Origin of the sequence: Lactobacillus sp. CBA3606 (assembly GCF_002970935.1) — a bacterium.
Taxonomy (GTDB): Bacteria; Bacillota; Bacilli; order Lactobacillales; family Lactobacillaceae; genus Lactiplantibacillus.
Genome location: NZ_CP027195.1, coordinates 22,299 through 45,136, shown reverse-complemented (window position 1 = coordinate 45,136; position 22,838 = coordinate 22,299). Strand labels below are relative to the sequence as shown.

Sequence of the window (22,838 nt, the reverse complement as noted above, 5' to 3'; positions counted from 1 at the left end):
CAATATAGCCTCCTAAAAGTCCACATCTTCGTTTTCGTTTTGAACGCTTTTTTGTTGTTTCGTTGCCTGGTCTAATTCGTCTTGCATATCTTCTTCTTCTTCGGGTTTTACATCATTCTTTGCTCTTGTAGCTTTGGCTTTTGCTAACTCCGCTTTCCATTTTTCTACTTTATTCTTAAAGTTGGTTTCTTGACTGGCTTCTGGTTGGCCTTGATAATCGTTCTGTGACAAGTTAACCAAATGATCGGCTCCTGGAAATAGTTTAAATTGGAACGCTTTTGTCGCTTTGACTGGTCGCGCATTACTAAAAATTAATAAGCTCTGATCTTCGGGCATACGCATAATTTCATCGGGTGTCATGAGCGAACGGCTCGTATAGCTGTAACTATCGCTCTTGCTGTGGCTTTCTTCCTTGCTGTGACTGGTACTCTCACTACCGGTTTCAACTTTCACCGTTGATTTGCCTAACAGATCGCTAAAGTATTTCGCAGTCACATCATTAGCGGCATTCAAGCAAATTTTAACCGCATGATTACCTAAGATACTCTCGGCCTTATCCTTGCCATACAAGGCTTGTAGCTGGGTTAACGTCTGACAAATAGTCGTCACACCAATACCATATCCCCGACACGTCGCTAGGAACTCTTCGTACTTAGGAAACTTTCCTAAATTGACAAATTCATCAAGGATAAAGTCCACTTGGTGGGGCAATTTAGCGTGATTATCAGCCGCTAATTTGTATAATTCATCAAATAATTGTGAGAAAAACAGATTGATGAAGCTTTCATAAGTGTTATCCATGACGGGGATAATCACGTACAGCACAACTTTGTCGTTGCCAATCTCTTTTAAATCGAAATCTGAAAATCCTGTAAAGTCGGCAACTTCGGCGTCAACAAACTTGCTGACGGTTGCTAACAAGCTTTCAATGATACTGGCTTTCATCTCTCCTTTGGCTTTTTTGAAACCTAGTTCATAAGCTCGTCTAGCTGGATCAGTCATGGTTAAGTCTAAGAAAAGTGAATCTAGGGGGCTATCAGTTTCATCTTTGTCTGGTTCAACATCAAACTTTTGTAAAATGTTGGTAACTCCTGCTAAGTTGCGTTCTTTTGGCTCTCTGTGGTTCATTACAAATAAGATTAAGGCTTTCAGCAACTGACGTTGGGTACTGAACCACACGTCTTTTTTACCTTCGGCATTTTCACTCTGGACGATCTTTGTTGCCACGGTTTCAGCTTGAATATCCCGTTGAATATAATCAAAAGGATTGTAGCGATCACTGTGCGCCATGTTGGCAAAGTTGACGACATGTACTTGATAACCCTGGGCTAGTTTGATACCGGCCGTCTTTTCGTATAATTCCCCTTTTGGATCGGTCACGACAATGCTGTTCTCCGTTTCGTTAAACAGGTTGGTAATCACGACTGATTGAGTCTTATACGATCCTGGGCCCCCAACCACAAAGATGTTCCGGTTGGGTTTGGTACTGTTATTTTGGTAAACAATTTGTTTATCCACGATTCCTAAAATTGTCCCATTCATGCGTTTACCTCCAATGCGGTTAGCTTTAGATGACTTTTCTGATTTACTTCTTTTTCATCTGTATTCTGATTAACTGATAAATGAAAGATAAAATGACTGTGATAATTGTAAATACAAAAGTTAGTGTGCTCCCTCTCTGAAATAGGAACAAAACTATCGCAATTAACAACGTGATGATCGTAACTATTCGTACTAATAAATCTGGTCTGTTCATGCTTCTTACTTCCTTTCACTTGCCTGTCTTGGATTGTGTTTCTTGTTTTGTTAATGCCTCTAATATTTCTGTTGTGGTGCTCCTGTTAAATGCTGTGGTGAGGTCTTTGGCATTGATACTAAAGTAATGGTCACTCAACTCTTTTAGATCACCCCAGGTCGCACTCCCGTGGGTTTCAGTGTCCGCAGTTTCCCACGCTTTATGTTTGCTATTTCGTTTCAAGGCAAAATAGATGGTGTATAGGATCACGGCGACACTGACAATAATTAGTACTGGGTTCTTTTGGCCCAAATACAAGTTGTAATAATGCCAGGGGTGTAAAGCTAATTGTTTTAACACCGTTGGCATATGATCCGCAAAAGTTAGTTTATAGCGCGACAAGGCCATGACAGAGCCAGCTAAAATCTCCGCTAAATACAAGCCAATGATTAGTGTTAGTAAATACGGCCAACTAGCTTTAATGCTGTTTAATAATTTGTCTTTCATCTAATCACCTACTATCTGTTTAATCCTTTTTTGGTTAGTGCCGGTGTACCGTTGCTTGCCATGGATCAAGGTTGGGACTGACGTTAATTGATATTGCTGAATGTAATGCCGATTCTGCGATTGATTCATGTTAATAAAAACAACGTTATGGCTAATGACGTTGTGCCAATAGATTCGGTGAAAAATAGCTTGGCAATCCGGGCAATCATCGCGATAGAAGAACAACACTTTTTTAGGGTGCTTAGCCAGCGTCACAACTGGCCGCTGTTTTTCCACGTGATTGACGTATTGATGACCAGCAAACACGCTAACGGCTAAAACCACCACGATCACCGCTAGGACTTTGCTTACTTTTTTAATCAAGGTCACTTGCTTTAAAACTGTTTCCAAGATTTTGTACATTAGTGATTCGATTCGTGGTGGTATCGAAAGTCACTTGATAAAGCACCGTTGCCTTTTGCCAGTCGTTGTCGCCACTCTTACTTTCGTAACTGACAACGGCCAAGCCTTTCATATTTTGCCCCTGCTTACTTTGCGTATACAGGTTCAGTTGATTTAACTTAGCTGAAACACTATTGCTATCACCATACGTGCCCTTATTTGAAAAGTATTGCTGGTACAACTTGTCGGAAATCAAGTCTTTCACGCCATCTTTACGCTGGCCGTAGGTCTTGGGCTTAAAGTTATTCATGACCTTAAAGAACTTGGTGACTACCGTATTAAAGCTCAATTCAGCCTGACTTTTGTCTTTATTATTTTGGTAGGTCTTATAGCTGTCAATTTGGGTGCTCAATAACTGCTTTTGTTGGTTGGCTTTAGTCAATTGCTGGTTAACTTGACGCTTCTGTTGTTGTAAGCGACTGATCTGTTGTTGTGCCTGCTTAATTTGGCTATGCTGATAGGCATTCGCCCCTAATGACATAACTAAGATCAAACTACCAATCGCAATACTTAAAACCATGCTGCGTTTCATTTACTCGTCCTCCTTACTTCTTGATTGGCCGGGCTAACGTCACATCGCTACCGTTCAATAAGCTATAAAACGCGGTGCCAAATGTGCTTTCGTTAACCTTGTCGCCGACACCACCTTGCTCAATGATTTTGGTGGCTTTGCCTTGCCACTTGTCTAACAAGATTGCGGTGTGCCCATTGTTCCCGGCCCCGGCACCTTGATTAACAATCACAATATCGCCGGCTTTGGCGTCATTTTCACTGATCTGTTTCAGATATTGATGACTGCCTTTGGCGTCACTTGCCATGGTGCCGGTAAACCAGCCCATGTTAGCCGGTACCTTGTAACCAGCTTTATTAAGCGCTAACCAGACAAAGCCTGAACAATCAGTTCCACCAGTTTTGCTGGGATTCTTTAAATCACTGCCTAAATCGGGGCTGGGGTGGGTTTGAACATAATAGAAGTCGCCCTTCATACTTTCCGCGTTTTTAACAATACTCCCACCGGAATAGCTTGGGTCACTATCGCAACCTAGCTCGGTCAGGTCTCCCGAACTCGCATTATCTAAAGTATTACCAGCCACTGGATCACTCGCCCCGAACACGGAATACCAGTGATCGGCATACCCGTATCTTTGGCTTAAATACCATTGTTCCGGGTTCTTACTCATGCCTTCATAATCCATTAACCAGGATTTCGTCGCTTTGTGCACATCTGTATATTTAAATATCTGCTTGTTTGACGCATAGTAACTACTGTTCAATTCTTGATCGAGATAGTCCAACTGCACGCCGAGATTCGTCGCTGGTTTGTTTTCTTTGTGGGCTAAGTCTTCCAACTTATCCTTCCGACCACCTAACCATTGGGCTAAACCAGTAGCTCCCGAACTTGAATTAACAGAGTTAGGATCAAGGCGACTTTCTAGTTGCAAAACACCTAAAATTCCAGCGGCCGCTTGTGGGGTCGCACCATACTTCTGTTTCCAGTGCGCATAGATATTTTTGGCATTTTCTTCCATACCTTTATTGTCTAAATTGGTAACTTGGCTTGATGTGGTATCATCTCCACAATTTTCTTCTAAATCTCCTGTTAATCCTGCAATTATCAATATAATTGCTATGAAAAAGCCTACGATACCATATAATATGAATTTGACTTTTTTCTTTTGAAATTCATAGGCTAGTCCCATGTTAAGCACCTACTTTTTGCTTTGCCTTATCAACTTTATCTTGCGCTGCTGATTGGTCACTCTGCGCGTTCTTTAAGTCCGACTTAGCCGAATCCACCTTCTTGTCTTTGTCCTTATCTTTACTGCCATCAATCTTGTTGGCGTCATCTAACTTCTTTTGGGCGTCACTAACTTCGTTCTTAGCGGCATTGAGACTTAACAGGGCTTTCAAATACTTAGCTTTAGGACTATTCACACCGGCTAATTTGGTTTGGACGGTCTGGGCGTCTTGCGTATCATTATGGGCGAGGAAAGCTTGTCCCATTCTCAATAAAACATCAGCGTTCGTCGTAAAGGATAATTGGTTATTAAGCGTATTGGTATCATAATTAACAATCGCTTTTTCGAGTTTCAATTGATCTTTTTGCTTACTCGTCGCCTTAGTTGGTAACTGCCAATCGGCCACTTGACTGCTATCTTTGTTGTCGTAAGCAGTATTTATAATTTTGTTCAACTGACTTGGGTCAACATTCAAGGCTTGCTGGTATTGTTTGTGTTTCAAGAATGTTTGAGCCTGACGGGTCTCACTATAATTGGCTTTTTGCATAGCTTTCTTGGCTTTTGACCATTGATGATTGTTTAAGGCCATTTGAATTTGGTTACTGTATTTTAACCGAGTAACTTGGGTTTGACTTTGGTCGGCTAGAGATTGATACTTTCGTTCGTCACTTTTATGGACTAAGCCGACGGCCAAAACGGCCACAATCGCCACCCCGGCCACGCTCAACCATAAACGTTGTTTGGTTTTCTGCTGGGCCGTTTCAACTTCCTGCCATTCGTGATAGCTCACAAAGTCCTCAATGCTGTTAACCACTTCCGTTAACTCATTTAACGACGTAGCTTTAGCTACTTGTTGTAAATAGTCGTCCGGGTGTTTAGCTAGGGCTTCTTTAGGATTGCTTAGTAGCCGTTCATAGGGCGTCCCCGTCAAACAAAATAGAATCAGCGCTTTGTATTTAGCTAAATTGCTGTGCTTGTCATCATAGGGCATGAGTTCATTTGCCCGATAGGCGTACCAAACATGTTGCATGGGGTAATACCAGAGGTTAGCTGGGTTCAACGCAATGTGATACTGGCTATCAGCAACCACCTTTTGCGCCATAATTTTCTTGGCAATGGCTGCCCGGATCGCCTTATTTTCCTGCGGTAATTCCTTTAATGATCTGACCTTATCTGGCAAGGTATAAGTTAAAACGACCTTCTGATCTTGCTCAACCACGTTAACCAACTGTAAGAAATTGGAATCAGCTTGCTTTAATTCGTTTAGCTCACTCAACTGGTCATATCGAAACTGATTGTGATTGAGTTCGAGAATTAACTTGTTCCCCAGTCGTTTGAAAGTCCCAACTTCGATATTTAATAACTGATTTGATTTACTCATTTAAAGTCCCTCCTTCCTCTTCGGTAGTGGTTAAGGCGTCAATCTCACTAGGTGTTAAGACCACGCGCTTTTGATAATCCGGTTGTTCGGCTGTCTCACGGTTGTATTTTTCTTGGTAAGCTTCGGGATCAATTAACCGCAATTCTTCTTCGGTCAACTCGACTTTCATAAAGGCACGTTGGCTACCATAAATCATCAGGGCTTCACCTTGCCTACGGCGTTCTAGTAGCTTCTTTTCTTTATCCGAGAACGTCATACGCAATTTGGTAATCACATCATCAACGCCTTTACCGTCAAGACCAAAGAATACTTTGGTGTAGGAGTTTCCAATAATGGCTTCACCAATGTTCTGCCCGGTATCAGTTGTTCCCTCAATCACATCTTGGATTTGCTGCGTTCCGGCAATGGCTCCGGCATTGTACTTTCTAAACCGCTTGTATGCTTGGTGGAAAAAGGTGGCGGCCGCTTTGTGCAAGGTCAAAAAGTGAAATTCATCAACAAATAACTTTTTGCGGCTATGCCGATCTTTGGTGATTTCGTCCCACAAATACTGGAAGGTATTCAGATAAGCCGCTGATTGGACTTCCTGTTCACTTTGTAGGGGTTTTAGATCAAAAGAAATGATCTTTCCCTTTAGGTTGACGTTGGTGTGGCCGTCAAATAGGCTGTTAGAACCATGGGTATAACTACCTAAGATGTAGTAGAAGTCTTTAACCCGATTGAATTTGTCGGCGTCCTTATCTGCCAGTTTTTCCAACTCGTCATAAACATTGGATAAGGTCGGCCACTGATCGTCTTTAATCTCTTTTAAGCGGCTATATTTCAAAACGCCACTGTTGACGTAAGCTTGTTTAACGACATCATCAAGGATTGCCAGCTCAACTTGGGTAATCCCGGTTTTAAGGACTTCAAAGAAACCTTTCAGACGTTGAATTTTATCTTTTACCAATTCATCAAGATTTGTCACGGCTTCATCAGCACTCAAAATCTCCTCGGAAAAGATTTGCATTGGATTAATTTTGTACTTAGCATTAGAAGTTAGGTGCAGGACTGCCCCACCTAGGGATTCGACAATTTTGGTATATTCATTTTCTGGATCAATGATATAAATTTGATAGTCTTGAATGGCATATCTTAAAATCTTCTGGATCATGTAGGTTGTTTTACCCACACCGGAAGTACCAATAACAACCATATTCTGGTTCAAGGTCTTGTTACGATCCAACATATCAACTGCAATTAAACTATTTGTGTCCTTGTTGACACCCTCAATATCACTTCTTGGTTTCAGGTCTAGAATTTCTGCGTCGTCAAATGGAAACATTGAGCTAGCAACCTCGGTATTGCTTTCCTTATACGTATAATCACTCATTAAGTTTTCATTAATCGGCATTGTTGACCAAAAAGCTTGGAAAGTTGCTTTAACTGGTACTAAAGGTTTCATTTGCAACTTAATCAACGTATTCTTAACGTTTTCGGTTAAGTCGTCTAGTTCTGCTAAACTATTTGCCCGTAAATAAACTAGCATGTGTTGGTAGACAAATGTGGTAGAATTATCTAGGTATTTATCTAGTTGCATGTTGGCTGAATCAATATAGTTTTGCAGAATTTTCTTTTTATACGGGTCGAACGTATTTAACTTCTGCGCTTCCTTGTTTTGAATCGTCTTCTTGTAATAGGTAATCATTGAATTGTTACTGGCGCTGTCGATATATTGCACAATATCGATAACGCCTTTTTTGCGCTTTAACTCCGATAACCAGTTGCCATACACCCGCTTAGGATAGTCGGCAATCGCTAACACCCGAATAAAATTCTCGCCCGACTGGACGTAGGTGGGGTACTGTTCCCAGCTAAACGGGAATAGTGAATGCAAGCTATCGCGATCAATCAGCTCGGTAAAATCCTCAACCTCCGGTTTGGGCTTACTACCCGTTTGGTCGCTGTTGCCTTGGTTATGCTCTTTTTTAGTTGGCATGAATAAGTCAATGACTTTATCACCAAAATTCATTTTGTTTCCCCCTATCCATTGAAATTGATTAAGTTCTTTAAGATCTCCTGGACTTCTTGACTAGTCAACACTTTGGCCGTCACATCAAAATCCGTTAACGCATTTTCAATGTCTCGTTTAATCTGTTCGATCTTTTCGTCTAAATGAGTGACCGCTAGGTTTAAGCTCTTAACACTTTTGTCTTTAATTGGCACCTTAACGATTAGCAGATGTTGCTTAGTTGTCATGTTTTTGGATTCTTGGACTTTAGTAAAGTGGTCCAAATAACTGGCTATGAGCTGGATTTTGAACTGTTGCTCGGGGTGATCTTTTTGTAAAGCGAGATACCGCCGCTTGAGACCATTGAGATAAGCTGTCATATTGACGGGAATTGTCGGCTCTAAGAACTGTAAGGTGTCATCAACCCCTTCGCCTAACGTACTCATGAGAAAGGCGCCATAGTCCTCAAAGACGTCTTGCTGTTCGGTTTCATTAAGTAGATCAAGGTTGATCCCACTAACTTCCAAAATGCCAACGAGATTACCCGTTTTGGTAACTTCGTAATTACCATACATACCCACCACCAAGCTCATGTCATCAATGGTTTCTTTGCCACCATTGATTTTGGGCGGTTGGTAATCCCAATCTAGCCTGGCTGATTTATTGGCGGTTTTGTTCTTCTTCAAACGCATTTAGTTCACCTCGCTTCTTCGGTTTTAAATAAAACAGTTTCTGACCATTGGCATAGCGGCGTTTCAGCTTAAAGTTATCCCGCACTTTAATATTCTTCCGCGCCGCAACTGGCCGAATTGTTAAAATAGCCATGACAATCGTCATGGCTAAGACAACAATCACTATTTTTATCAGGACTAAGATCAAACCATAGGGTGGGATCGCAATAAAAATTAAGCCCACTAGTCCTGCCAGCGCCGCATAGCCAAAATCCTTCAAGGTGTAGTCTTTCCAGATCCCGTAATCTTTATCCACGTTTTCTGGGAAGATAAATTCTTTTCCTTTCTTCATTTGGCAGGCTCCTTTTTAAATTAGGTAAATAGACTGTAAACCCAAGGTAAGATCCAGATAATGGCCGCCGCCAAGGCAACTAAACCAGCTACTCGACCAACCGCGTGGTAAACTTCTGATTTTTCCCGCGGGTCGTCTGCGTCAGGCATTCTTTTGATAATAATAAATAGTGCGACACAAATCCCGACTAAAACGACTAACCCGGTTAAAATACCTTGAATCGTCTTACCAGCTTGAGTTAACTTACTTTTAACTTCGCCACCGTCTGCGGCAAAGACGACCTGAGCGTTCATCAATCCCAAGTAAATTGTGGTGGCTCCAGTAGTTGCTAACGCTTTTACTTTGCTGAACTTCATGTTATTCCTCCTTCCTATCGTCTTCTGATGTTCGTAATTGAATTTGTTCTGCTTGCGTTTCTTCTGGTTCACGCTGATAGAATTTGTTTAGTTCTTCTTCAGCAATTTCCCGATTTGGTAAGCTTTTGGTTACCTGTTTTAGCTCGCCTGACTTAACTTGAGCTAAGTAATATTCTTTTTCAGAACTTCCTAACTCTTGTGTCTCTAAGACATGCAAATTATGTTCGTAACGTCCTAAGGCGTTATCAACTTCTAAGCCATAGAAGCCTAAGAAGCCTTCCAAGAAGCTCTCACCAAAAAAGGTCATTTCATTTTTGATTTGCTTATATTGATGAGTTGGCTTATTACTTACCAGCTTTTCGGCTTTTTGAGCATTGTCACTCTCATGTTTACGGTCAAACCAAGCACTGATTTTTATTGGATCGGTTTTGACCCTACTTTTGACTGACTTCTGAACTAACTTACTTCTAACTTCTGTGACTGGCTTACCGCTTCTTTGCATTTCGGTTTTTAACGCTTCGGGATTATCCAGTAGTTTTGAATCCTTAACAATAATTGCTTTGTCATTATCAACTACCAAATGTTCGTCCACATCTTGCCAGTTCTCTATCTTCATTGCGCCACCCCCTTTAAATGGTTATTAAGTATATCTAGCCTATCCATTCATACACATGTAAAATGGTATGTTAGGGTGTTTTCCTAAAACCGTCAATTTTAGGAATTTATCCTCAATAGCACTAACCTTGCTTTTGAGGACGCCCTCTTTTTTTGTGTGTTCAGAAATCCATTGAATACCTTTATCATGAATGATTTTCTTACCTGAAATATCCATTAGCATTGGCTTGGGGAAATCATCATGACGCTTTATCCAATTACTCACATAGCGGTCATTTTTTCCTAAAATTCGGCTAGCCTCCGCTAATGTGTGCCACTCGTTGCTATTTTTCAAATGCTATCCCTCCTTTCTTTATTTGTATGAATACATTATATCACAAAAATGGTTACGTTGTAACCATTTATTTTTTCTTTTTCATTACATCTATCTTACACCTAGCCTATCTATGGATTGTGCCACTGTGGCGACTGTGCTTCTGATGTTGACGCTTCTTTTTATCCAGTTCGTATTCTAATTCTTTTTGTGCTTTCTTTTGTCTGTTAAGTTCGTGGTCTTGTCCATTCTCGTAAAGTAAGCTCATTAAGGTATCTGACAATAATTTGTTCATATAGTTTGCTGGGGTATTTTCGTTATAATTAACGGCTCGATAATCAGGCATATTCTCTTTTCGGAAATCATCATTCTTTTGATTATGTTGCTTTACTGCCTGCTTAGCCTGCTCAAGTTGCTTAGCAGAAATCTTTTTATCTTGTCCTGCTTCCCCAATGAATAACTGTTGTGTCCCCCTATTCTTCAATACACGTAACAAATTAGCGTTTTGAATCTCATCAGATTTAACCTGTCCGCTTAGATAAGCAAGTCCCTGGGCATGTTCCTGGGTCGTGAATTGAACAGGCGGATTATTTCTCAACTGATCTAAATCACGCTTTTCGAGTGATTTAAGTTCAGGATTATAATAAACAACTGCTGTATATAGGCGTTCTTTTTCAGTCATTTTGACTTGATCAAGGCTCATATCAGGGAAAGTCTTACTTAATACGTTGTTATATTGCGTATCAACCACTTGTTTAGTCTCATTTATTGCTGAAAGTTCTTTGATATTCTTCTTTAAAACAGCTTGTTGTTTCTCATCAAAGTCACTTAACAGAGTACCTTTTGTACGCTTAATATCTGCTAGTTGGTAACCTTTATTAGCCAAAATATCACTAATAGTTTCCTTAGCTCGCTGTTCTTGTTTTTCAAGCATTAACCAACTAGCAAATGGGCGCTTTGTAAACGTCAGAACCTGTTGGTTGATAATGTTTGTTCTTATCATGGCTAAACGGTCTTTTAGTTCATCTCCTGTAAATACCCTTTGTTCGCTGTCCGTCTCCTTAACTAACTCCCGTTTTTCTGCCATTGTTATTTGCTCAAAATCAACGTCAGGATAAAGTTTTGAAACGGTTCGATTAACGACTTTATCCAATAATTGATTGGCTTCTGATAGTGACTTTTCTTGTTGTGTAATTGTAACTAATTGTTTAGTCACATCTTCCCCTACTGCTTGCTTAATCATGGCACTATTTTTCCAATTAAACAGCATACGTTGTTTCTCATCTAGGTTCTCTAAGCTAACAAATGTTTTTAGTCGATTACTTAACTGTGCAACCAGTCGTTTTTCATCAAATGAATAATGGCGCTGTAAGGTTTGCATACGGCGTTCATTATGGATTTTTTCATTAGCATTTTTTGCTTCTGCTTTTGCTTGTCGTTGTTGCTTAACATTTTGATTAAATTCTTGGCGTTTTTCTTTCTGTGAATTGATACCCTCGTGTTGTGTTGCCACTTCATCAATTCCTTGTTCTTCATATGATTTTTCACTAATACGGTCTGGTAAATTTTTAGCTTCTAAAACTTGATTAACAGCGGTAGCCCAATTGTGACGCCATTCAGTTATTTTTTCTTTTTTATCCCAATCAGTTAGCCATATTTTTCTATTTCTTGCATACCCACTTTTTGTATATGTTTTATTCCCTTTTTCATCTAATATATATTCTTTTCTACTTTTAATTCCCCACGTTCCGTCTGGGTTAAATGGACGGTTAGTTAACATCACATGAGCGTGTGGATTATCTGGGTGATCGCGATGAATTGCCACATCGGCTACCATACCATCATCAACAAAATTTTCTTGTACATATTTTGTCAATAATTCTTTCTGTTCGTCTTCACTTAATTCAACTGGTAAAGCCACGTTAAACTCTTTTGCATAGCGTGAATTTGCTCGCCGATCTTTTCTTTCGACTTCATTCCATAATTTCTCTCTATCACTCGCCCATTCTGGCGCATTCTTTGGTGTCAAAATAAAGCTTTCTGGCATGACTGACCGACCATAAAAATAGCTTCGACCTTCTTTTTGATCGAATAACTTTTCACCACTTCTATAACTCGCACTAGCAACAGCACTACGCATTTTTCCTGCGCTTATATTTTGAAAACTCATATGGAAAATTGCCATGCTGTTGTCTCCTTTCTTTTAGGGTTTTGTTTTTGGTTTTTGTTGTCGCCATAGGCGACTTCTGATACAGGTTTAAGTGTTTTAGCACAACTCCAATTTATTTGGAGTGTAAGTGCGCATTAACCTCGTTTCACTCGGTCTTCTGATTCTCTTAACTTTAACTTAGTGTATGCCTTCCGCTTCGCTATTTCAACTTTTATACTTTGACTTAACGTTTCCCTTATGATATAGTGTCGGTGATTATTTATAATATGATTGGAGGGATCGTTATGTCTCAAAGCAACTTAGAAAAACAAGAAGCTAAATTAAAAGCCCTTAATCAAAAAATTAAGGACGAAAAAAATAAGATTGAACAACGGCTAGGTAAACAAATCATCAGTCAAGCCAATTTAGATTATGCTAATTTGTCTAACGATCAGATTAAGCTTTTAGCTAAGCAATTTTCTGAATTTTTAAAGGTAAAGTCCGTAGATCATTAGCCATACGAGATGGGGAAATTCCATGTCTAATCAATATGAAAAACTAGTCGAGCAACAAGCGCGGTTAAAACAAAAAATTGAGCGGGAAGATTTTAAATTACGGCAATCTAAATACTATGAAAATCGGCAAGCCCGCAAAGCCCGTTCTCGCCGATTAATTCAAAAAGGGGCTTTATTAGAAAAGTACTTCCAAGCTGATAACCTCTCGGTCGAACAAACCGAAGAACTTTTAAAAATATTTGCTGACTATGTTAACGCCCATAAACCGGATAAATTAAAAAACGATCAACCTAATAACTAGGCCGATCGTTTTTATTTTCTGGATCATTTCTAGGCTTTACTTCTGGGTTTTGATCTGCAAAATTTTGTAACTGCTTTTGCACCTTTTCTGGATAAGTAATATTTTGGTTTATCCAAGGAAAATTCTTCAATATATATTGGGGTTTATCTATCAACGGACAAAGTCCTTTCGCTTAATAACCTCATCTTGCCTTTTATCTAAAAAGTAGGTATATAAAGCGTCATATACTTTGCGCTTTTCTGGATCTGGCTCATGTAATGACTTATCAAGTAAATCTTTTAAATCAGTTTCTTTGGCAATTTCAAAAAAGTCATTAATTGTGATTGTATCTTTCATGTTCATCACACTTCCAAGTTATTAATTTATTTAATCTGATAAGTCATTAGTCCTCATCTGGATCATTGAGCCAATCAGCGACCTCTTTAGCGTCTTTGAACTCGGTGACTGGTGTCTCTTTGGTAGCCTTTAAAAAGCGTAAATTAGCTCGTTCTTCTTCGCTTAAAGACACATTAAAAGGTAAGGCACCATTAGCAACAATCCGCTTATAAAACATATTGATCGCGGTAGTTGGGTTTAGACCTAACTGGCTTAAAACGGCTTCGGTATTATCTGCCAATTCTTTGTCAATCTGGACTTGTACGCGTTTCTTTTCCTTAACTGCCATGATTTTCTCGCCCCCCTTTATTACTACTCACATTATACTAATCTTTGAGTATCATCTCAATTAGCCTGCTTCTTTAAAAGTTGTGAATTTAAGTTTGCTGTCCTTTCCGCAATGGCACTTATACAACGTTCCTAAAGTGCCCGTAAGCGCATTTTAAAACTCGTTTAATATAATTATGCTCTATCTGTTTAAAACAGCTTAAATGGCCTTATATAGCTTTTTAGTTTTAAGCACGCTCATCGTTAGGGTGTTTGGCCGCATATTCTCTAGCCGCTTGTTTATTCCACCAAGCGCCAATTCAGCCACTCAAGGTGTCTATTTTTGCTTCTAAGCGATTTTAAAGCGATTTTAATATAATTATGCATGTAATGCTTAAAACGGCTTAAATGAGCTTATACGGCGTTTAATTCCAATAAGGTTCATTGTAAGTGTTCTGTTCTTCGGGGTGTTTGGCTGCATATTCTCTAGCCGCTTGTTTATTCCACCAAACGCCAAATAGGTTTTGCATGGTGCCGTATAAGTAGTTCTCAACATTCTTGATGTGCTTCTCATTGCTTCTAAGGACGTTAAAGTAGCGTCTCAAGGCTTTAGTCATTAAAGGTCTCAGTTCCTCATCACCAAGTAGGATTATGACACCAATATCTTTGTGATCTTTCTCAACTCGGTACTTAGCATTTAAGATAATGCCAATGAAGCGCCGCATTTGTTGCGGGGTACGGCACCAAAAACTAAGTAGTTGCACAGCTTCTGGTTCTAAGAAAACCGGTAAGCCACTGTCTTCATCAGTTAAGAAATCATTAGCATGGTTCACCAAATCCTGGTTTTGCTTTTGAATTTCTGCTGGGGAGAAATTGGCTGTGGAAAAGTCCAACTTTTGAGTATCTATATTGTATCTATTAGTATCTCTTTCTTTAAGTTCTTTATCTAGATCGTGTCCGATTTTCGGATTTTCGCTCGTAGCAAGGGTTTGCGGGGTGTTGTCAACGAACTTTCGCGAATGTCCGATTTTCGGATTTTCGCTCGTAGCAAGGGTTCCAACGGTCTCCCGCGAACGTCCGATTTTCGGATTTTCGCTCGTAGCAAGGGTTTGCGGCTCTTTTTGAGCATATTCACCGCGTAAATAGACGTCAGTTGACTGCATATCTAGTTCGGCCAGGTAAAGTCGATTGGGTTCGTTTTTGCCAGTTTTGGGATTGAAATGCATGGCTTTTTGATAAAGTAGTCCTGCACGTTCCAAGTCTTTTTTCACGGCTGCTAACTTATCATTTGAGCAGTCGAATAAATCTTTAAGTTCTTGATTGGTAAAAATAAAGTAGACGTGCCCTTCCTCATCAATCCAGTGATTGCGTAAAGAATACTCTAGCCGGTCTTTTAGTACCATGTAAGCTAGCTTAGCGGCATCACTTAAATGTTTGTATTGCTCGCCATACATTAATACCTTAGGGAACTGGAAAAACAAGGATCCATATACGCTATTGGCGTCATAGTAATTGAAATCTGTTGATTTTGTCATAATAAAAACTCCCTTTCTTGACTGACACACGCTGTCTCAAAAGAGAGTTGCTAAAACATTTGATTTGCTTTAAAATACAAATCTGATATGCTCTAACTGAATTACAAAGCGAACATTGGTCGTGATCGGCTTTGTAGTTTCACCAGCATGTGTCTGTTTGTGAGTTGCCCAGTCGGCAACTTTTTTAATTTTTAAGAACTAAAAATGGACTAAGTAGTTATTACAAGCTACTTAGTCCATTGGTCTTATCTTCGTTTTAATTAGTTTACCTTTGCTTGCCCTTAAGGTTTGCTTGCGGTATAATTAGCACGTAAACAAGATTACAATTTTTTCAAGCAATTTTAACTTGCCGGTGAAAATTGCTTGGACTAGGTAGCTGCAAGATAGCTACTTGTCAATACTGCAAAAATTCCAATCCCGAGTGGATTGGGATTTTTTGTTTATGAAAAAAGCATATCATTCTGCAAAGGTTAAGTAAATAGTTTTATGGATATGATTTATGATTAATCATAAATCATATAAAATTTGTGATTAATCATAAATCATGGTAAAATGTTTATGTAAAGGTAGGTGCTACTATGAATGGGAAAACACTATTAAACTTCAACTTTAAAGGTGGCGTTGGTAAGACCACCTTGACTGTAATGGAAACCTATTTATTGGGTCAAGAGGGGAAAAAAGTACTACTTATAGATTTCGATCCCCAGGGAAATGCAACTGAAATTATGAAGGAGACTTATAAAGCCGATTTAAAGCCGGAACTTTCATTATATGAGGGCCTTCTTGGAGGGAATTTGTCTAAATCTATTGTGTCTGTTACAAACCAAATTGATATGATTCCTACAGATTGGACATTGTCTTTATGGATTGGTGCTGTAGAAAAAGTTAGTCGGGTTAAACGTAATATTCTATTACCACAAATGCTTTCAAAGTTAAAACAAAATTACGATTATATTTTTATTGACGTACCACCAACAATAAATGTCTTTACTAATAACGCAATCATGGCTTCAGATTTCATCTCAATTGTCTTACAAACTCAAAAGCAGTCATATACAAGTTCTTTAAAAACAGCTACGCATTTAGGTGAACTACGTGAACAATACAATGGAAGTTTTCAGTTAGTTGGTGCCATATTGTACTTAATGAAGCCACGTGCAAAAGTTGATACTGAAATTTCTGCACAAGCAAAAGACTTTTTTGGCGAAGGGGTCTTTTCAAACTCAATTAGAACTCAAGAACGGGTTAAAACGTTTGCTAATGAAGGAATACGGAATAAAGACCATTGGGATAAAAGAGCAATCCAAATGTACCAAATGGTTCTTAATGAACAAATACTTAGAATTCAACAGTTAGAGGAGTAATTTATCATGGCAGAAGATTTTTTAAATAAAGTTAGTAAAAAGGCATCTGAACAACTTAAAAATCTAAAAAGTCCATACCAATTCGAAACAGAAAGAACTAAAACCGTTCAACTTCGCATGAGCACATATAAAGAAGTTAAACGCATCGCTTTTGAGAATGACGAAAAAATTGTTGATGTCTTAGAAAAAATTATTCGTGAAGGCCTTGCCAAACGTAAATAAGATTGAGCTTAACTTATGTATTACTGATTGTGTGATTTATGATAAAAGATTAATCTTTTATCATAAATCACACAATCAGTAAACTTCACTGTACAAGGTATATTTAAAATAAATTTGATTTAAACATACGTGGTAGATCGCAAATTTAGGGGTCTAGAATTTTTGGTGTTGGAAAGTATTTCCATTCCAAAAGTACTAGGCCCTTTTTGATAACAAAAAAAGCATCTAAGCCTCCCTAGTGCTATGCTTTAAGCGACGAAACTCAAGATAAGCGGGGTAGGAATAGATGTCTCAACTACGCGTGGTGCTAGTTCGTCACAAAATTAAAAAATCCTAAATTATAGACTAAAATTGCCAGTTCAATTTTTAGTTGAAAGCCAAAGGCACTCCGCGTTAAGTTAGTTTCAATTTCAAAATCACTAACTAAGGTAGAAAAACGCGATTCAATTGTGCGACGTAACGCCTTGAGCGCGCGCTTATTATGTTCCTTGGCCCCCTTCATATTCGAACGGTATGGTGTCCATAACGTGTAGCCTAATTGCTTAAATTCAGCGCCAAGTCGCTTGCCTACATAACCGACATCGGCCAAAACAATTGGACAAGGACAATCATCAATCAAGCTAACGGCAACTTTTGTATCATGGACCGAAGCGGCAGTCACCACATAATTCAGAATGTAGCCATCAGTGGTTACTAGCATGTGGGTTTTAAACCCATAGAACGACATTTGCTTAGTGGCATTGTAGCCAATATTAGCTTGCCCAGCCAAAATACGTGCTCTAAATTTACGTACTGGTTCACACAATGGATTCGGCAAACTATCAATGATTGCGATCTGTCCAGGTTGGGCTGCTTCACGCGTCAAACCAGTACGGATCGCATTGACCACGGGTAATAATTGTAGTGCGCGACGGTTGAACCGTGACCGACTAATGGTGATTTTTTGCGGCATAAAGGCGGTCATCAAGCGCCAAAAACGGCGTTGTGATTGGATACCAAGCGTTGTTTGTAAACACAGTAGCGCCAACAATCGACAGTCATCGATTTTAACGTGCGCCACATTACGCCGTTGCGTCACACAACGCGGGCAATAGCGCTGGTAAAGCGACTGGCACAGCTGATAAAAATAATGATAGTTACCTTGTAATTCGTGACGAATTTGTTTAAACTTAGGATGGTTCAACATCGTTAGGACTCCTTTTAAGTTTAGTCACTTATGAGTCTAACTGTGTTGGACTTTTTTGTTAATTTTTTTGTATTATTACAAACTAGCACCACGCGTTTAGTGTATAAAAAAGTAGTTTTTGTGCTTTTGAAGAATAAAGGTCCATTTTCTTTACTAATGGAAAATAAGCCTCGTTATAGTTCGCGTAAAAAAGCTAATGCATTAGCAATCCAATCGGCAATGCGAGAATCTTGGTGACGCTCGTCGTAAGCCGTAGTTTCGTCAGCTAACGCCATTCCGTGAGGACCGTGGTGGTAAAGGTGTAGTTCGGTGGGCACTTGATGAGCTTGGAGCGCTAAGAAGTAGTCCACGGCGTTTTTTGAAGAAACTAACTGGTCGTCAGTGGTGGCCCAAATGAAAGTTGGAGCATTATCGGCGGTTACGTGTTGGTCAGCAGCAATCTCATCGGGGTTGTTAGTCCACTGCGCCAAAGTAGGTTGGTCAGGGAAGCCATCAAATGGGGTAATTACTGGGTAACCTAAAATAGTAGTGGCGGGCTTTAAGTCTTCTGCAGATAAGTGGGTTTGTGCTTGTAACCAGTCTGAAGACCATAAATTGTTGTAATTAGCAACTACGTGTCCGCCGACGGAAAAGCCCATCAACATGACTTTTTGGCGATCAACGTGCCATTGTGCGGCATTTTGTTTAGTAGTGGCGATTGCTTGCGCAGTTTCCAACAGGGGAGCCGGGAAGAGCGGTTGAACTTCATCGACAAAAGAGTACCGTAAGATGGAAACTTGAAAACCAAGTGACAAAAAGCGTAGCGCAACTTTTTCGGATTGCTTAAAATCAATGTGAGTATAAGAGCCTCCCGGTACAAAAATTAGCGCAGGGTTAAGCGCGTCGGTAAGGCTGGGATCAACGTAGGAAATTAACTCTGCTTGAGATTGAGGATTTACCTGGTTAAGTGGTGTTTTAGTTATTTGCATAAGATCGACTCCTTTTAAGTAGTAAAATACGCGTGGTGCTAGTTTGTAATAATACAAAAAAATTAACAAAAAAGTCCAACACAGTTAGACTCATAAGTGACTAAACTTAAAAGGAGTCCTAACGATGTTGAACCATCCTAAGTTTAAACAAATTCGTCACGAATTACAAGGTAACTATCATTATTTTTATCAGCTGTGCCAGTCGCTTTACCAGCGCTATTGCCCGCGTTGTGTGACGCAACGGCGTAATGTGGCGCACGTTAAAATCGATGACTGTCGATTGTTGGCGCTACTGTGTTTACAAACAACGCTTGGTATCCAATCACAACGCCGTTTTTGGCGCTTGATGACCGCCTTTATGCCGCAAAAAATCACCATTAGTCGGTCACGGTTCAACCGTCGCGCACTACAATTATTACCCGTGGTCAATGCGATCCGTACTGGTTTGACGCGTGAAGCAGCCCAACCTGGACAGATCGCAATCATTGATAGTTTGCCGAATCCATTGTGTGAACCAGTACGTAAATTTAGAGCACGTATTTTGGCTGGGCAAGCTAATATTGGCTACAATGCCACTAAGCAAATGTCGTTCTATGGGTTTAAAACCCACATGCTAGTAACCACTGATGGCTACATTCTGAATTATGTGGTGACTGCCGCTTCGGTCCATGATACAAAAGTTGCCGTTAGCTTGATTGATGATTGTCCTTGTCCAATTGTTTTGGCCGATGTCGGTTATGTAGGCAAGCGACTTGGCGCTGAATTTAAGCAATTAGGCTACACGTTATGGACACCATACCGTTCGAATATGAAGGGGGCCAAGGAACATAATAAGCGCGCGCTCAAGGCGTTACGTCGCACAATTGAATCGCGTTTTTCTACCTTAGTTAGTGATTTTGAAATTGAAACTAACTTAACGCGGAGTGCCTTTGGCTTTCAACTAAAAATTGAACTGGCAATTTTAGTCTATAATTTAGGATTTTTTAATTTTGTGACGAACTAGCACCACGCGTGTCTCAACTAGATAATACACTTAAATTACTGGGAATTACAGACACAAACATTCAGGTGTTCGGTACTCGTGAGGAATTTAATGGTCGGGGCTCGGGTCGCAAAAAGTATTTGGTCATCCAGGCAGAGCTTACCTACACACTCAGGCGCTGTCCCAGCTGTGGATACAATACGTTGCACCCTAACGGACACAAGCTCACTCATGTCCACATTTCAGGACCCATGGACCGGCCCGTAATTCTAGAGCTAAACAAGCAACGCTGGCGTTGTAGTAACTGCCATAGCACTTGTACGGCCACCACTCCAGTGGTATCAACCAACCACGCCATCGGTCACGGACTAGCGACTCATGTGCTGAAGCTAGCCAGTAAATCACTCCCGGATAAGACTATCGCCAGTCTCACCGGTATTTCGACAAACTCAGTTCAGCGTATTTTGACGGCTAATATTCATCCACACGCGAGCCGCCGGTTACCGATTAATCTATGCTTTGATGAATTCCGTTCCACGCACGGCTCCATGTCGTTTATTTGCATTGACGCCGACACTCACAAATCAGTTAAAGTACTTAGCGACCGCCTTAATAGAACCATCAAACAGTTCTTTCTTAGTCAGTACAGCACCGCAGAACGGGCCGCGGTTCAACGCGTCATCATGGACATGAACGCCTCCTATCAGGCATTCGTGCACGAACTATTCCCTAACGCCGAACTCATTATTGATCGGTTCCACATTATTCAATTAATGGGCCGGACGATGGATACCATTCGCACTCAATGTTTAAAGCAACTCGACAAGCATTCGCGGGAATATAAAGTACTGAAATCACTATGGCGCCTATTCCACAAGGCCACCCCTGACGCACAAAAGAGCCGCTACCTCTTCGGCCTGAATGAGTACTCGACCGAACAGAACGCTATTGATATTGGAACCGATACGTTTCCGGCCTTCAAAACAGCTTATGAAACCTACATCGATCTCCACGATGCTTTGATGGGGCGTCACGCTGATGAACTCAAGAATATCATCACTAACTATCAGCCTAACGGCACGCCCCTAGATACGGCCATGCATACCCTACGAAAGAATCTTAATGGAGTAATTAATGCCGCCAAATCGTCCTACTCTAACGGACCGATAGAAGGCATCAACCGTAAGATCAAGGAGCTCAAACGTGCTTGTTATGGCTTCTCCAATCAGGCCAATATGTTCACACGCGTCTACCAGCTGATTGCCTAGATTATCTACCACAATAACGTCACGATGGTAGGCTTATTTGTTATGCCTTCAAGTACGATATTCAGACGACACACCAGATTAAACGCCGCAACTAATAAAAAAACAAAAAAGATCTCCCACACGAGGAGATCTCCAAAGGATAGAAACTATCCTTCAACACCATTTCTAATATGATGTCAAGTATCAACTTATTAAAAAAAGAGTACACTAAACAGTGATAGCTTTTTGACAGAAAAAAGCTGTCATAAATATCAACTATACTGGTATTTAAATAGTCTGCTTAATGGGAAGTTCTTGCGTAATTATAAATTTGGTTTGTGCGGACCAAATTCATAATCGTCCTATCAAGCCTGTTCACACAAGCAATCATGGCAACCATATCCGGTTTAGGATGTGGTCCTTTTTTTAACTTATAGTAGTAATCCACAATGTGATTATCAATGCGTGCTTTATTTCTAAGCATGGATCTAATCATTTCAAACATAATATAACGGGCACTACTTTGGCCTCTCCGATTAATCCGGTCAGCTTCTTTGAGCCCTCCGGATTGGGTTCGTCGTAGATCTATTCCTACGTAAGCATTCAGCTGCTTATAACTTGGGAATCTCGCTATTTTTCCTGTAAATCCTAGTAACAGGGCAGTTGATATCTCTCCCGCCCCAGGAATACTCGCAATGAGTTTAAACTCCGGAAAAGTTTTCGCGTAAGTGATCAATTGGCGTTTTAATAAGTCATGGGCCTGATTATATCGCTGAATCTCTTCACAATAACTATGGATTTGATTAGTTAGAAATGAATTCGCAGGTTGTGCTGGGTACGACAATTGGCCTGCCTGCCAGACCTCATTACATCTACGTACGATTAAATCCGAATGGATTTTAGGACTTACCAAGCCAATGATTTGTTTTGCCATCGTTCCTGGAATATATCCTGTTAAAAAATCAGGGTGGGGAAAGAGACTAACAAAAGTTAAGCCGAGCACTGATCGAATTGGGTTAAATATATCGTTTAACTCGGGAAATGTTTGATCAAGTGCGGCATGTAAATGATTGATAATCCGGGATCTCTCCTTAGTTATTTCTAGATAGCGGTGTGCCATTAAATGAAGTTGCTCATATGGCCTTGAATATGGTCTACGACCATGAATCAGTGACTTCTGATCAATTCCCAGGAGCGCTAATTTAACTGCATCTGAACGGTCTGTTTTTTGCCTTCTCAACCCCGCCATGCGAATTGAGGACTCCAAAGGATTTATTTCAAGGTAATTCATTCCTTCCTCGCTAAAAAAACGAGTCAGAACTCTAGAATAAATACCAGTCGTTTCAAATACTGCCATGACTGGCAGGTCACTCGTAATTATTGACTTGAGCTTTGCCAATCCAGACTTATTATGGATAATCTGAAACTCCTTAATAACCGTATGATCGTGTAAAAGAGCACAATTACTCTTTCCACGACTCACATCAATACCTAAAACGTGCACTTTATCGCCTTCCATATATTTTTGAGGTAACAACTTCGCAGATTCGTTCATTTTCTAAATTCGATCTCAAGGACCCACATCCTAAATCTAACTGTTCACTACGTGTTGTTGGGCCAGTTTGAC

At 40.1% G+C, this 22,838-nt stretch carries 25 protein-coding genes and 1 pseudogene; 6 read left to right on the top strand and 20 right to left on the bottom strand.

Translation table 11 applies throughout. The annotated features are described in order from the left end of the window. Nucleotides 1-12 precede the first annotated feature (12 nt). The 13 genes from C5Z26_RS12110 to mobQ all read right to left on the bottom strand — a co-directional run bounded on the left by C5Z26_RS12110 (nt 13) and on the right by mobQ (nt 12,285). Nucleotides 13-1,542, bottom strand: a complete 1,530-nt coding sequence (locus C5Z26_RS12110; protein WP_105450214.1) for a VirD4-like conjugal transfer protein, CD1115 family — start codon at nt 1,540-1,542, stop codon at nt 13-15. Nucleotides 1,543-1,771: 229 nt separating this feature from the next. Continuing rightward, complete coding sequence (locus C5Z26_RS12100; protein WP_105450212.1) at nt 1,772-2,242, bottom strand: conjugal transfer protein; 471 nt, start codon at nt 2,240-2,242, stop codon at nt 1,772-1,774. Beyond that, the gene (locus C5Z26_RS12095; protein ID WP_105450219.1) at nt 2,243-2,611 is read right to left on the bottom strand and encodes a thioredoxin family protein; all 369 of its coding nucleotides are present in this window, start codon (nt 2,609-2,611) and stop codon (nt 2,243-2,245) included. It abuts the gene before it with no gap. Continuing rightward, complete coding sequence (locus C5Z26_RS12090; RefSeq protein ID WP_105450211.1) at nt 2,598-3,215, bottom strand: hypothetical protein; 618 nt, start codon at nt 3,213-3,215, stop codon at nt 2,598-2,600. Before C5Z26_RS12090 ends, C5Z26_RS12095 begins: the two co-directional genes overlap by 14 nt. A 13-nt stretch (nt 3,216-3,228) precedes the next feature. After that, nucleotides 3,229-4,383 carry a phage tail tip lysozyme gene (locus C5Z26_RS12085; protein WP_105450210.1) on the bottom strand — a complete coding sequence of 385 codons (1,155 nt, stop codon included), beginning with the start codon at nt 4,381-4,383 and terminating at the stop codon, nt 3,229-3,231. 1 nt (nt 4,384) lies between these two features. Beyond that, nucleotides 4,385-5,803: a type VII secretion protein EssB/YukC gene (locus C5Z26_RS12080; protein WP_105450209.1), complete on the bottom strand. Its 1,419-nt coding sequence runs from the start codon at nt 5,801-5,803 to the stop codon at nt 4,385-4,387. Next, a complete protein-coding gene (locus tag C5Z26_RS12075) occupies nt 5,796-7,814 on the bottom strand; it encodes a VirB4 family type IV secretion system protein (protein ID WP_105450208.1) in 2,019 nt (672 codons plus the stop codon). Before C5Z26_RS12075 ends, C5Z26_RS12080 begins: the two co-directional genes overlap by 8 nt. An 11-nt stretch (nt 7,815-7,825) precedes the next feature. Then, nucleotides 7,826-8,485, bottom strand: a complete 660-nt coding sequence (gene trsD, locus C5Z26_RS12070; RefSeq protein WP_105450207.1) for a TrsD/TraD family conjugative transfer protein — start codon at nt 8,483-8,485, stop codon at nt 7,826-7,828. Continuing rightward, complete coding sequence (locus C5Z26_RS12065) at nt 8,454-8,816, bottom strand: hypothetical protein (protein WP_014216295.1); 363 nt, start codon at nt 8,814-8,816, stop codon at nt 8,454-8,456. Before C5Z26_RS12065 ends, trsD begins: the two co-directional genes overlap by 32 nt. A gap of 20 nt (nt 8,817-8,836) precedes the next feature. Further along, a complete protein-coding gene (locus C5Z26_RS12060) occupies nt 8,837-9,172 on the bottom strand; it encodes a CagC family type IV secretion system protein (protein WP_105450206.1) in 336 nt (111 codons plus the stop codon). A gap of 1 nt (nt 9,173) precedes the next feature. Continuing rightward, nucleotides 9,174-9,788: a hypothetical protein gene (locus C5Z26_RS12055; RefSeq protein WP_097037826.1), complete on the bottom strand. Its 615-nt coding sequence runs from the start codon at nt 9,786-9,788 to the stop codon at nt 9,174-9,176. Between the two features lie 39 nt (nt 9,789-9,827). Continuing rightward, the gene (locus C5Z26_RS12050; RefSeq protein ID WP_105450205.1) at nt 9,828-10,121 is read right to left on the bottom strand and encodes a hypothetical protein; all 294 of its coding nucleotides are present in this window, start codon (nt 10,119-10,121) and stop codon (nt 9,828-9,830) included. A gap of 106 nt (nt 10,122-10,227) precedes the next feature. Beyond that, on the bottom strand, nt 10,228-12,285 hold the full coding sequence (mobQ, locus tag C5Z26_RS12045) for a MobQ family relaxase (protein ID WP_105450204.1): 2,058 nt from the start codon (nt 12,283-12,285) through the stop codon (nt 10,228-10,230). Between the two features lie 251 nt (nt 12,286-12,536). Between mobQ and C5Z26_RS12040 the strand changes: the two genes are divergently transcribed. Together C5Z26_RS12040 and C5Z26_RS12035 are read left to right on the top strand one after the other, a co-directional pair. Beyond that, nucleotides 12,537-12,764 carry a hypothetical protein gene (locus tag C5Z26_RS12040; protein ID WP_003555660.1) on the top strand — a complete coding sequence of 76 codons (228 nt, stop codon included), beginning with the start codon at nt 12,537-12,539 and terminating at the stop codon, nt 12,762-12,764. A 22-nt stretch (nt 12,765-12,786) separates the two neighbouring features. Beyond that, entirely contained in the window at nt 12,787-13,065 is a 279-nt protein-coding gene (locus tag C5Z26_RS12035) for a hypothetical protein (RefSeq protein ID WP_041095822.1), read from the top strand. Here C5Z26_RS12035 and C5Z26_RS12030 read toward each other — a convergent pair. From C5Z26_RS12030 to C5Z26_RS12010, 4 genes and pseudogenes are all read right to left on the bottom strand, one after another. Beyond that, nucleotides 13,055-13,195, bottom strand: a pseudogene (locus tag C5Z26_RS12030) (zeta toxin family protein); the annotation flags it as partial. The gene C5Z26_RS12035 and the pseudogene C5Z26_RS12030 sit on opposite strands and share 11 nt — an antisense overlap. A gap of 20 nt (nt 13,196-13,215) precedes the next feature. Then, nucleotides 13,216-13,401 (bottom strand): hypothetical protein, encoded by a 186-nt coding sequence (locus C5Z26_RS12025; RefSeq protein ID WP_010620892.1) that lies wholly within the window; start codon nt 13,399-13,401, stop codon nt 13,216-13,218. A 46-nt stretch (nt 13,402-13,447) separates the two neighbouring features. Continuing rightward, a complete protein-coding gene (locus C5Z26_RS12020; RefSeq protein ID WP_003660204.1) occupies nt 13,448-13,729 on the bottom strand; it encodes a type II toxin-antitoxin system RelB/DinJ family antitoxin in 282 nt (93 codons plus the stop codon). 403 nt (nt 13,730-14,132) lie between these two features. Further along, on the bottom strand, nt 14,133-15,242 hold the full coding sequence (locus C5Z26_RS12010) for a replication initiator protein A (protein ID WP_105450203.1): 1,110 nt from the start codon (nt 15,240-15,242) through the stop codon (nt 14,133-14,135). 578 nt (nt 15,243-15,820) lie between these two features. On the opposite strand from C5Z26_RS12010, the gene C5Z26_RS12005 reads away from it, so the two are divergent. Both C5Z26_RS12005 and C5Z26_RS12000 read left to right on the top strand, forming a co-directional pair. Beyond that, nucleotides 15,821-16,606, top strand: a complete 786-nt coding sequence (locus C5Z26_RS12005) for a ParA family protein (RefSeq protein ID WP_017866972.1) — start codon at nt 15,821-15,823, stop codon at nt 16,604-16,606. Nucleotides 16,607-16,612: 6 nt separating this feature from the next. Further along, on the top strand, nt 16,613-16,828 hold the full coding sequence (locus C5Z26_RS12000) for a hypothetical protein (RefSeq protein WP_003649837.1): 216 nt from the start codon (nt 16,613-16,615) through the stop codon (nt 16,826-16,828). A gap of 307 nt (nt 16,829-17,135) precedes the next feature. Here the strand turns inward: C5Z26_RS12000 and C5Z26_RS11995 are convergent, their stop codons facing one another. Both C5Z26_RS11995 and C5Z26_RS11990 read right to left on the bottom strand, forming a co-directional pair. After that, nucleotides 17,136-18,014, bottom strand: a complete 879-nt coding sequence (locus tag C5Z26_RS11995; protein WP_105450202.1) for an IS982-like element ISLpl4 family transposase — start codon at nt 18,012-18,014, stop codon at nt 17,136-17,138. 173 nt (nt 18,015-18,187) lie between these two features. Further along, a complete protein-coding gene (locus C5Z26_RS11990) occupies nt 18,188-18,982 on the bottom strand; it encodes a lp_1002 family arylesterase (RefSeq protein ID WP_056992669.1) in 795 nt (264 codons plus the stop codon). Between the two features lie 124 nt (nt 18,983-19,106). Between C5Z26_RS11990 and C5Z26_RS11985 the strand changes: the two genes are divergently transcribed. Then, nucleotides 19,107-19,985, top strand: coding sequence for an IS982-like element ISLpl4 family transposase (locus tag C5Z26_RS11985; RefSeq protein ID WP_105450202.1), 879 nt, complete (start codon nt 19,107-19,109; stop codon nt 19,983-19,985). 8 nt (nt 19,986-19,993) lie between these two features. Continuing rightward, entirely contained in the window at nt 19,994-21,232 is a 1,239-nt protein-coding gene (locus tag C5Z26_RS11980; RefSeq protein WP_062913481.1) for an ISL3-like element IS1165 family transposase, read from the top strand. A gap of 280 nt (nt 21,233-21,512) precedes the next feature. Here the strand turns inward: C5Z26_RS11980 and C5Z26_RS11970 are convergent, their stop codons facing one another. Next, on the bottom strand, nt 21,513-22,766 hold the full coding sequence (locus tag C5Z26_RS11970) for an IS110 family RNA-guided transposase (protein ID WP_225427646.1): 1,254 nt from the start codon (nt 22,764-22,766) through the stop codon (nt 21,513-21,515). Between the last annotated feature and the right edge of the window lie 72 nt (nt 22,767-22,838).

What these genes read in the sequence shown, in the direction of transcription:
- C5Z26_RS12110 (WP_105450214.1), bottom strand. Translation starts at nt 1,542, where the DNA reads ATGAATGGGACAATTTTAGGAATCGTGGATAAACAAATTGTTTACCAA.
- C5Z26_RS12100 (WP_105450212.1), bottom strand. Translation starts at nt 2,242, where the DNA reads ATGAAAGACAAATTATTAAACAGCATTAAAGCTAGTTGGCCGTATTTA.
- C5Z26_RS12090 (WP_105450211.1), bottom strand. Translation starts at nt 3,215, where the DNA reads ATGAAACGCAGCATGGTTTTAAGTATTGCGATTGGTAGTTTGATCTTA.
- C5Z26_RS12085 (WP_105450210.1), bottom strand. Translation starts at nt 4,383, where the DNA reads ATGGGACTAGCCTATGAATTTCAAAAGAAAAAAGTCAAATTCATATTA.
- C5Z26_RS12080 (WP_105450209.1), bottom strand. Translation starts at nt 5,803, where the DNA reads ATGAGTAAATCAAATCAGTTATTAAATATCGAAGTTGGGACTTTCAAA.
- C5Z26_RS12075 (WP_105450208.1), bottom strand. Translation starts at nt 7,814, where the DNA reads ATGAATTTTGGTGATAAAGTCATTGACTTATTCATGCCAACTAAAAAA.
- trsD (WP_105450207.1), bottom strand. Translation starts at nt 8,485, where the DNA reads ATGCGTTTGAAGAAGAACAAAACCGCCAATAAATCAGCCAGGCTAGAT.
- C5Z26_RS12065 (WP_014216295.1), bottom strand. Translation starts at nt 8,816, where the DNA reads ATGAAGAAAGGAAAAGAATTTATCTTCCCAGAAAACGTGGATAAAGAT.
- C5Z26_RS12060 (WP_105450206.1), bottom strand. Translation starts at nt 9,172, where the DNA reads ATGAAGTTCAGCAAAGTAAAAGCGTTAGCAACTACTGGAGCCACCACA.
- C5Z26_RS12055 (WP_097037826.1), bottom strand. Translation starts at nt 9,788, where the DNA reads ATGAAGATAGAGAACTGGCAAGATGTGGACGAACATTTGGTAGTTGAT.
- mobQ (WP_105450204.1), bottom strand. Translation starts at nt 12,285, where the DNA reads ATGGCAATTTTCCATATGAGTTTTCAAAATATAAGCGCAGGAAAAATG.
- C5Z26_RS12040 (WP_003555660.1), top strand. Translation starts at nt 12,537, where the DNA reads ATGATTGGAGGGATCGTTATGTCTCAAAGCAACTTAGAAAAACAAGAA.
- C5Z26_RS12035 (WP_041095822.1), top strand. Translation starts at nt 12,787, where the DNA reads ATGTCTAATCAATATGAAAAACTAGTCGAGCAACAAGCGCGGTTAAAA.
- C5Z26_RS12025 (WP_010620892.1), bottom strand. Translation starts at nt 13,401, where the DNA reads ATGAAAGATACAATCACAATTAATGACTTTTTTGAAATTGCCAAAGAA.
- C5Z26_RS12020 (WP_003660204.1), bottom strand. Translation starts at nt 13,729, where the DNA reads ATGGCAGTTAAGGAAAAGAAACGCGTACAAGTCCAGATTGACAAAGAA.
- C5Z26_RS12010 (WP_105450203.1), bottom strand. Translation starts at nt 15,242, where the DNA reads ATGACAAAATCAACAGATTTCAATTACTATGACGCCAATAGCGTATAT.
- C5Z26_RS12005 (WP_017866972.1), top strand. Translation starts at nt 15,821, where the DNA reads ATGAATGGGAAAACACTATTAAACTTCAACTTTAAAGGTGGCGTTGGT.
- C5Z26_RS12000 (WP_003649837.1), top strand. Translation starts at nt 16,613, where the DNA reads ATGGCAGAAGATTTTTTAAATAAAGTTAGTAAAAAGGCATCTGAACAA.
- C5Z26_RS11995 (WP_105450202.1), bottom strand. Translation starts at nt 18,014, where the DNA reads ATGTTGAACCATCCTAAGTTTAAACAAATTCGTCACGAATTACAAGGT.
- C5Z26_RS11990 (WP_056992669.1), bottom strand. Translation starts at nt 18,982, where the DNA reads ATGCAAATAACTAAAACACCACTTAACCAGGTAAATCCTCAATCTCAA.
- C5Z26_RS11985 (WP_105450202.1), top strand. Translation starts at nt 19,107, where the DNA reads ATGTTGAACCATCCTAAGTTTAAACAAATTCGTCACGAATTACAAGGT.
- C5Z26_RS11970 (WP_225427646.1), bottom strand. Translation starts at nt 22,766, where the DNA reads ATGAACGAATCTGCGAAGTTGTTACCTCAAAAATATATGGAAGGCGAT.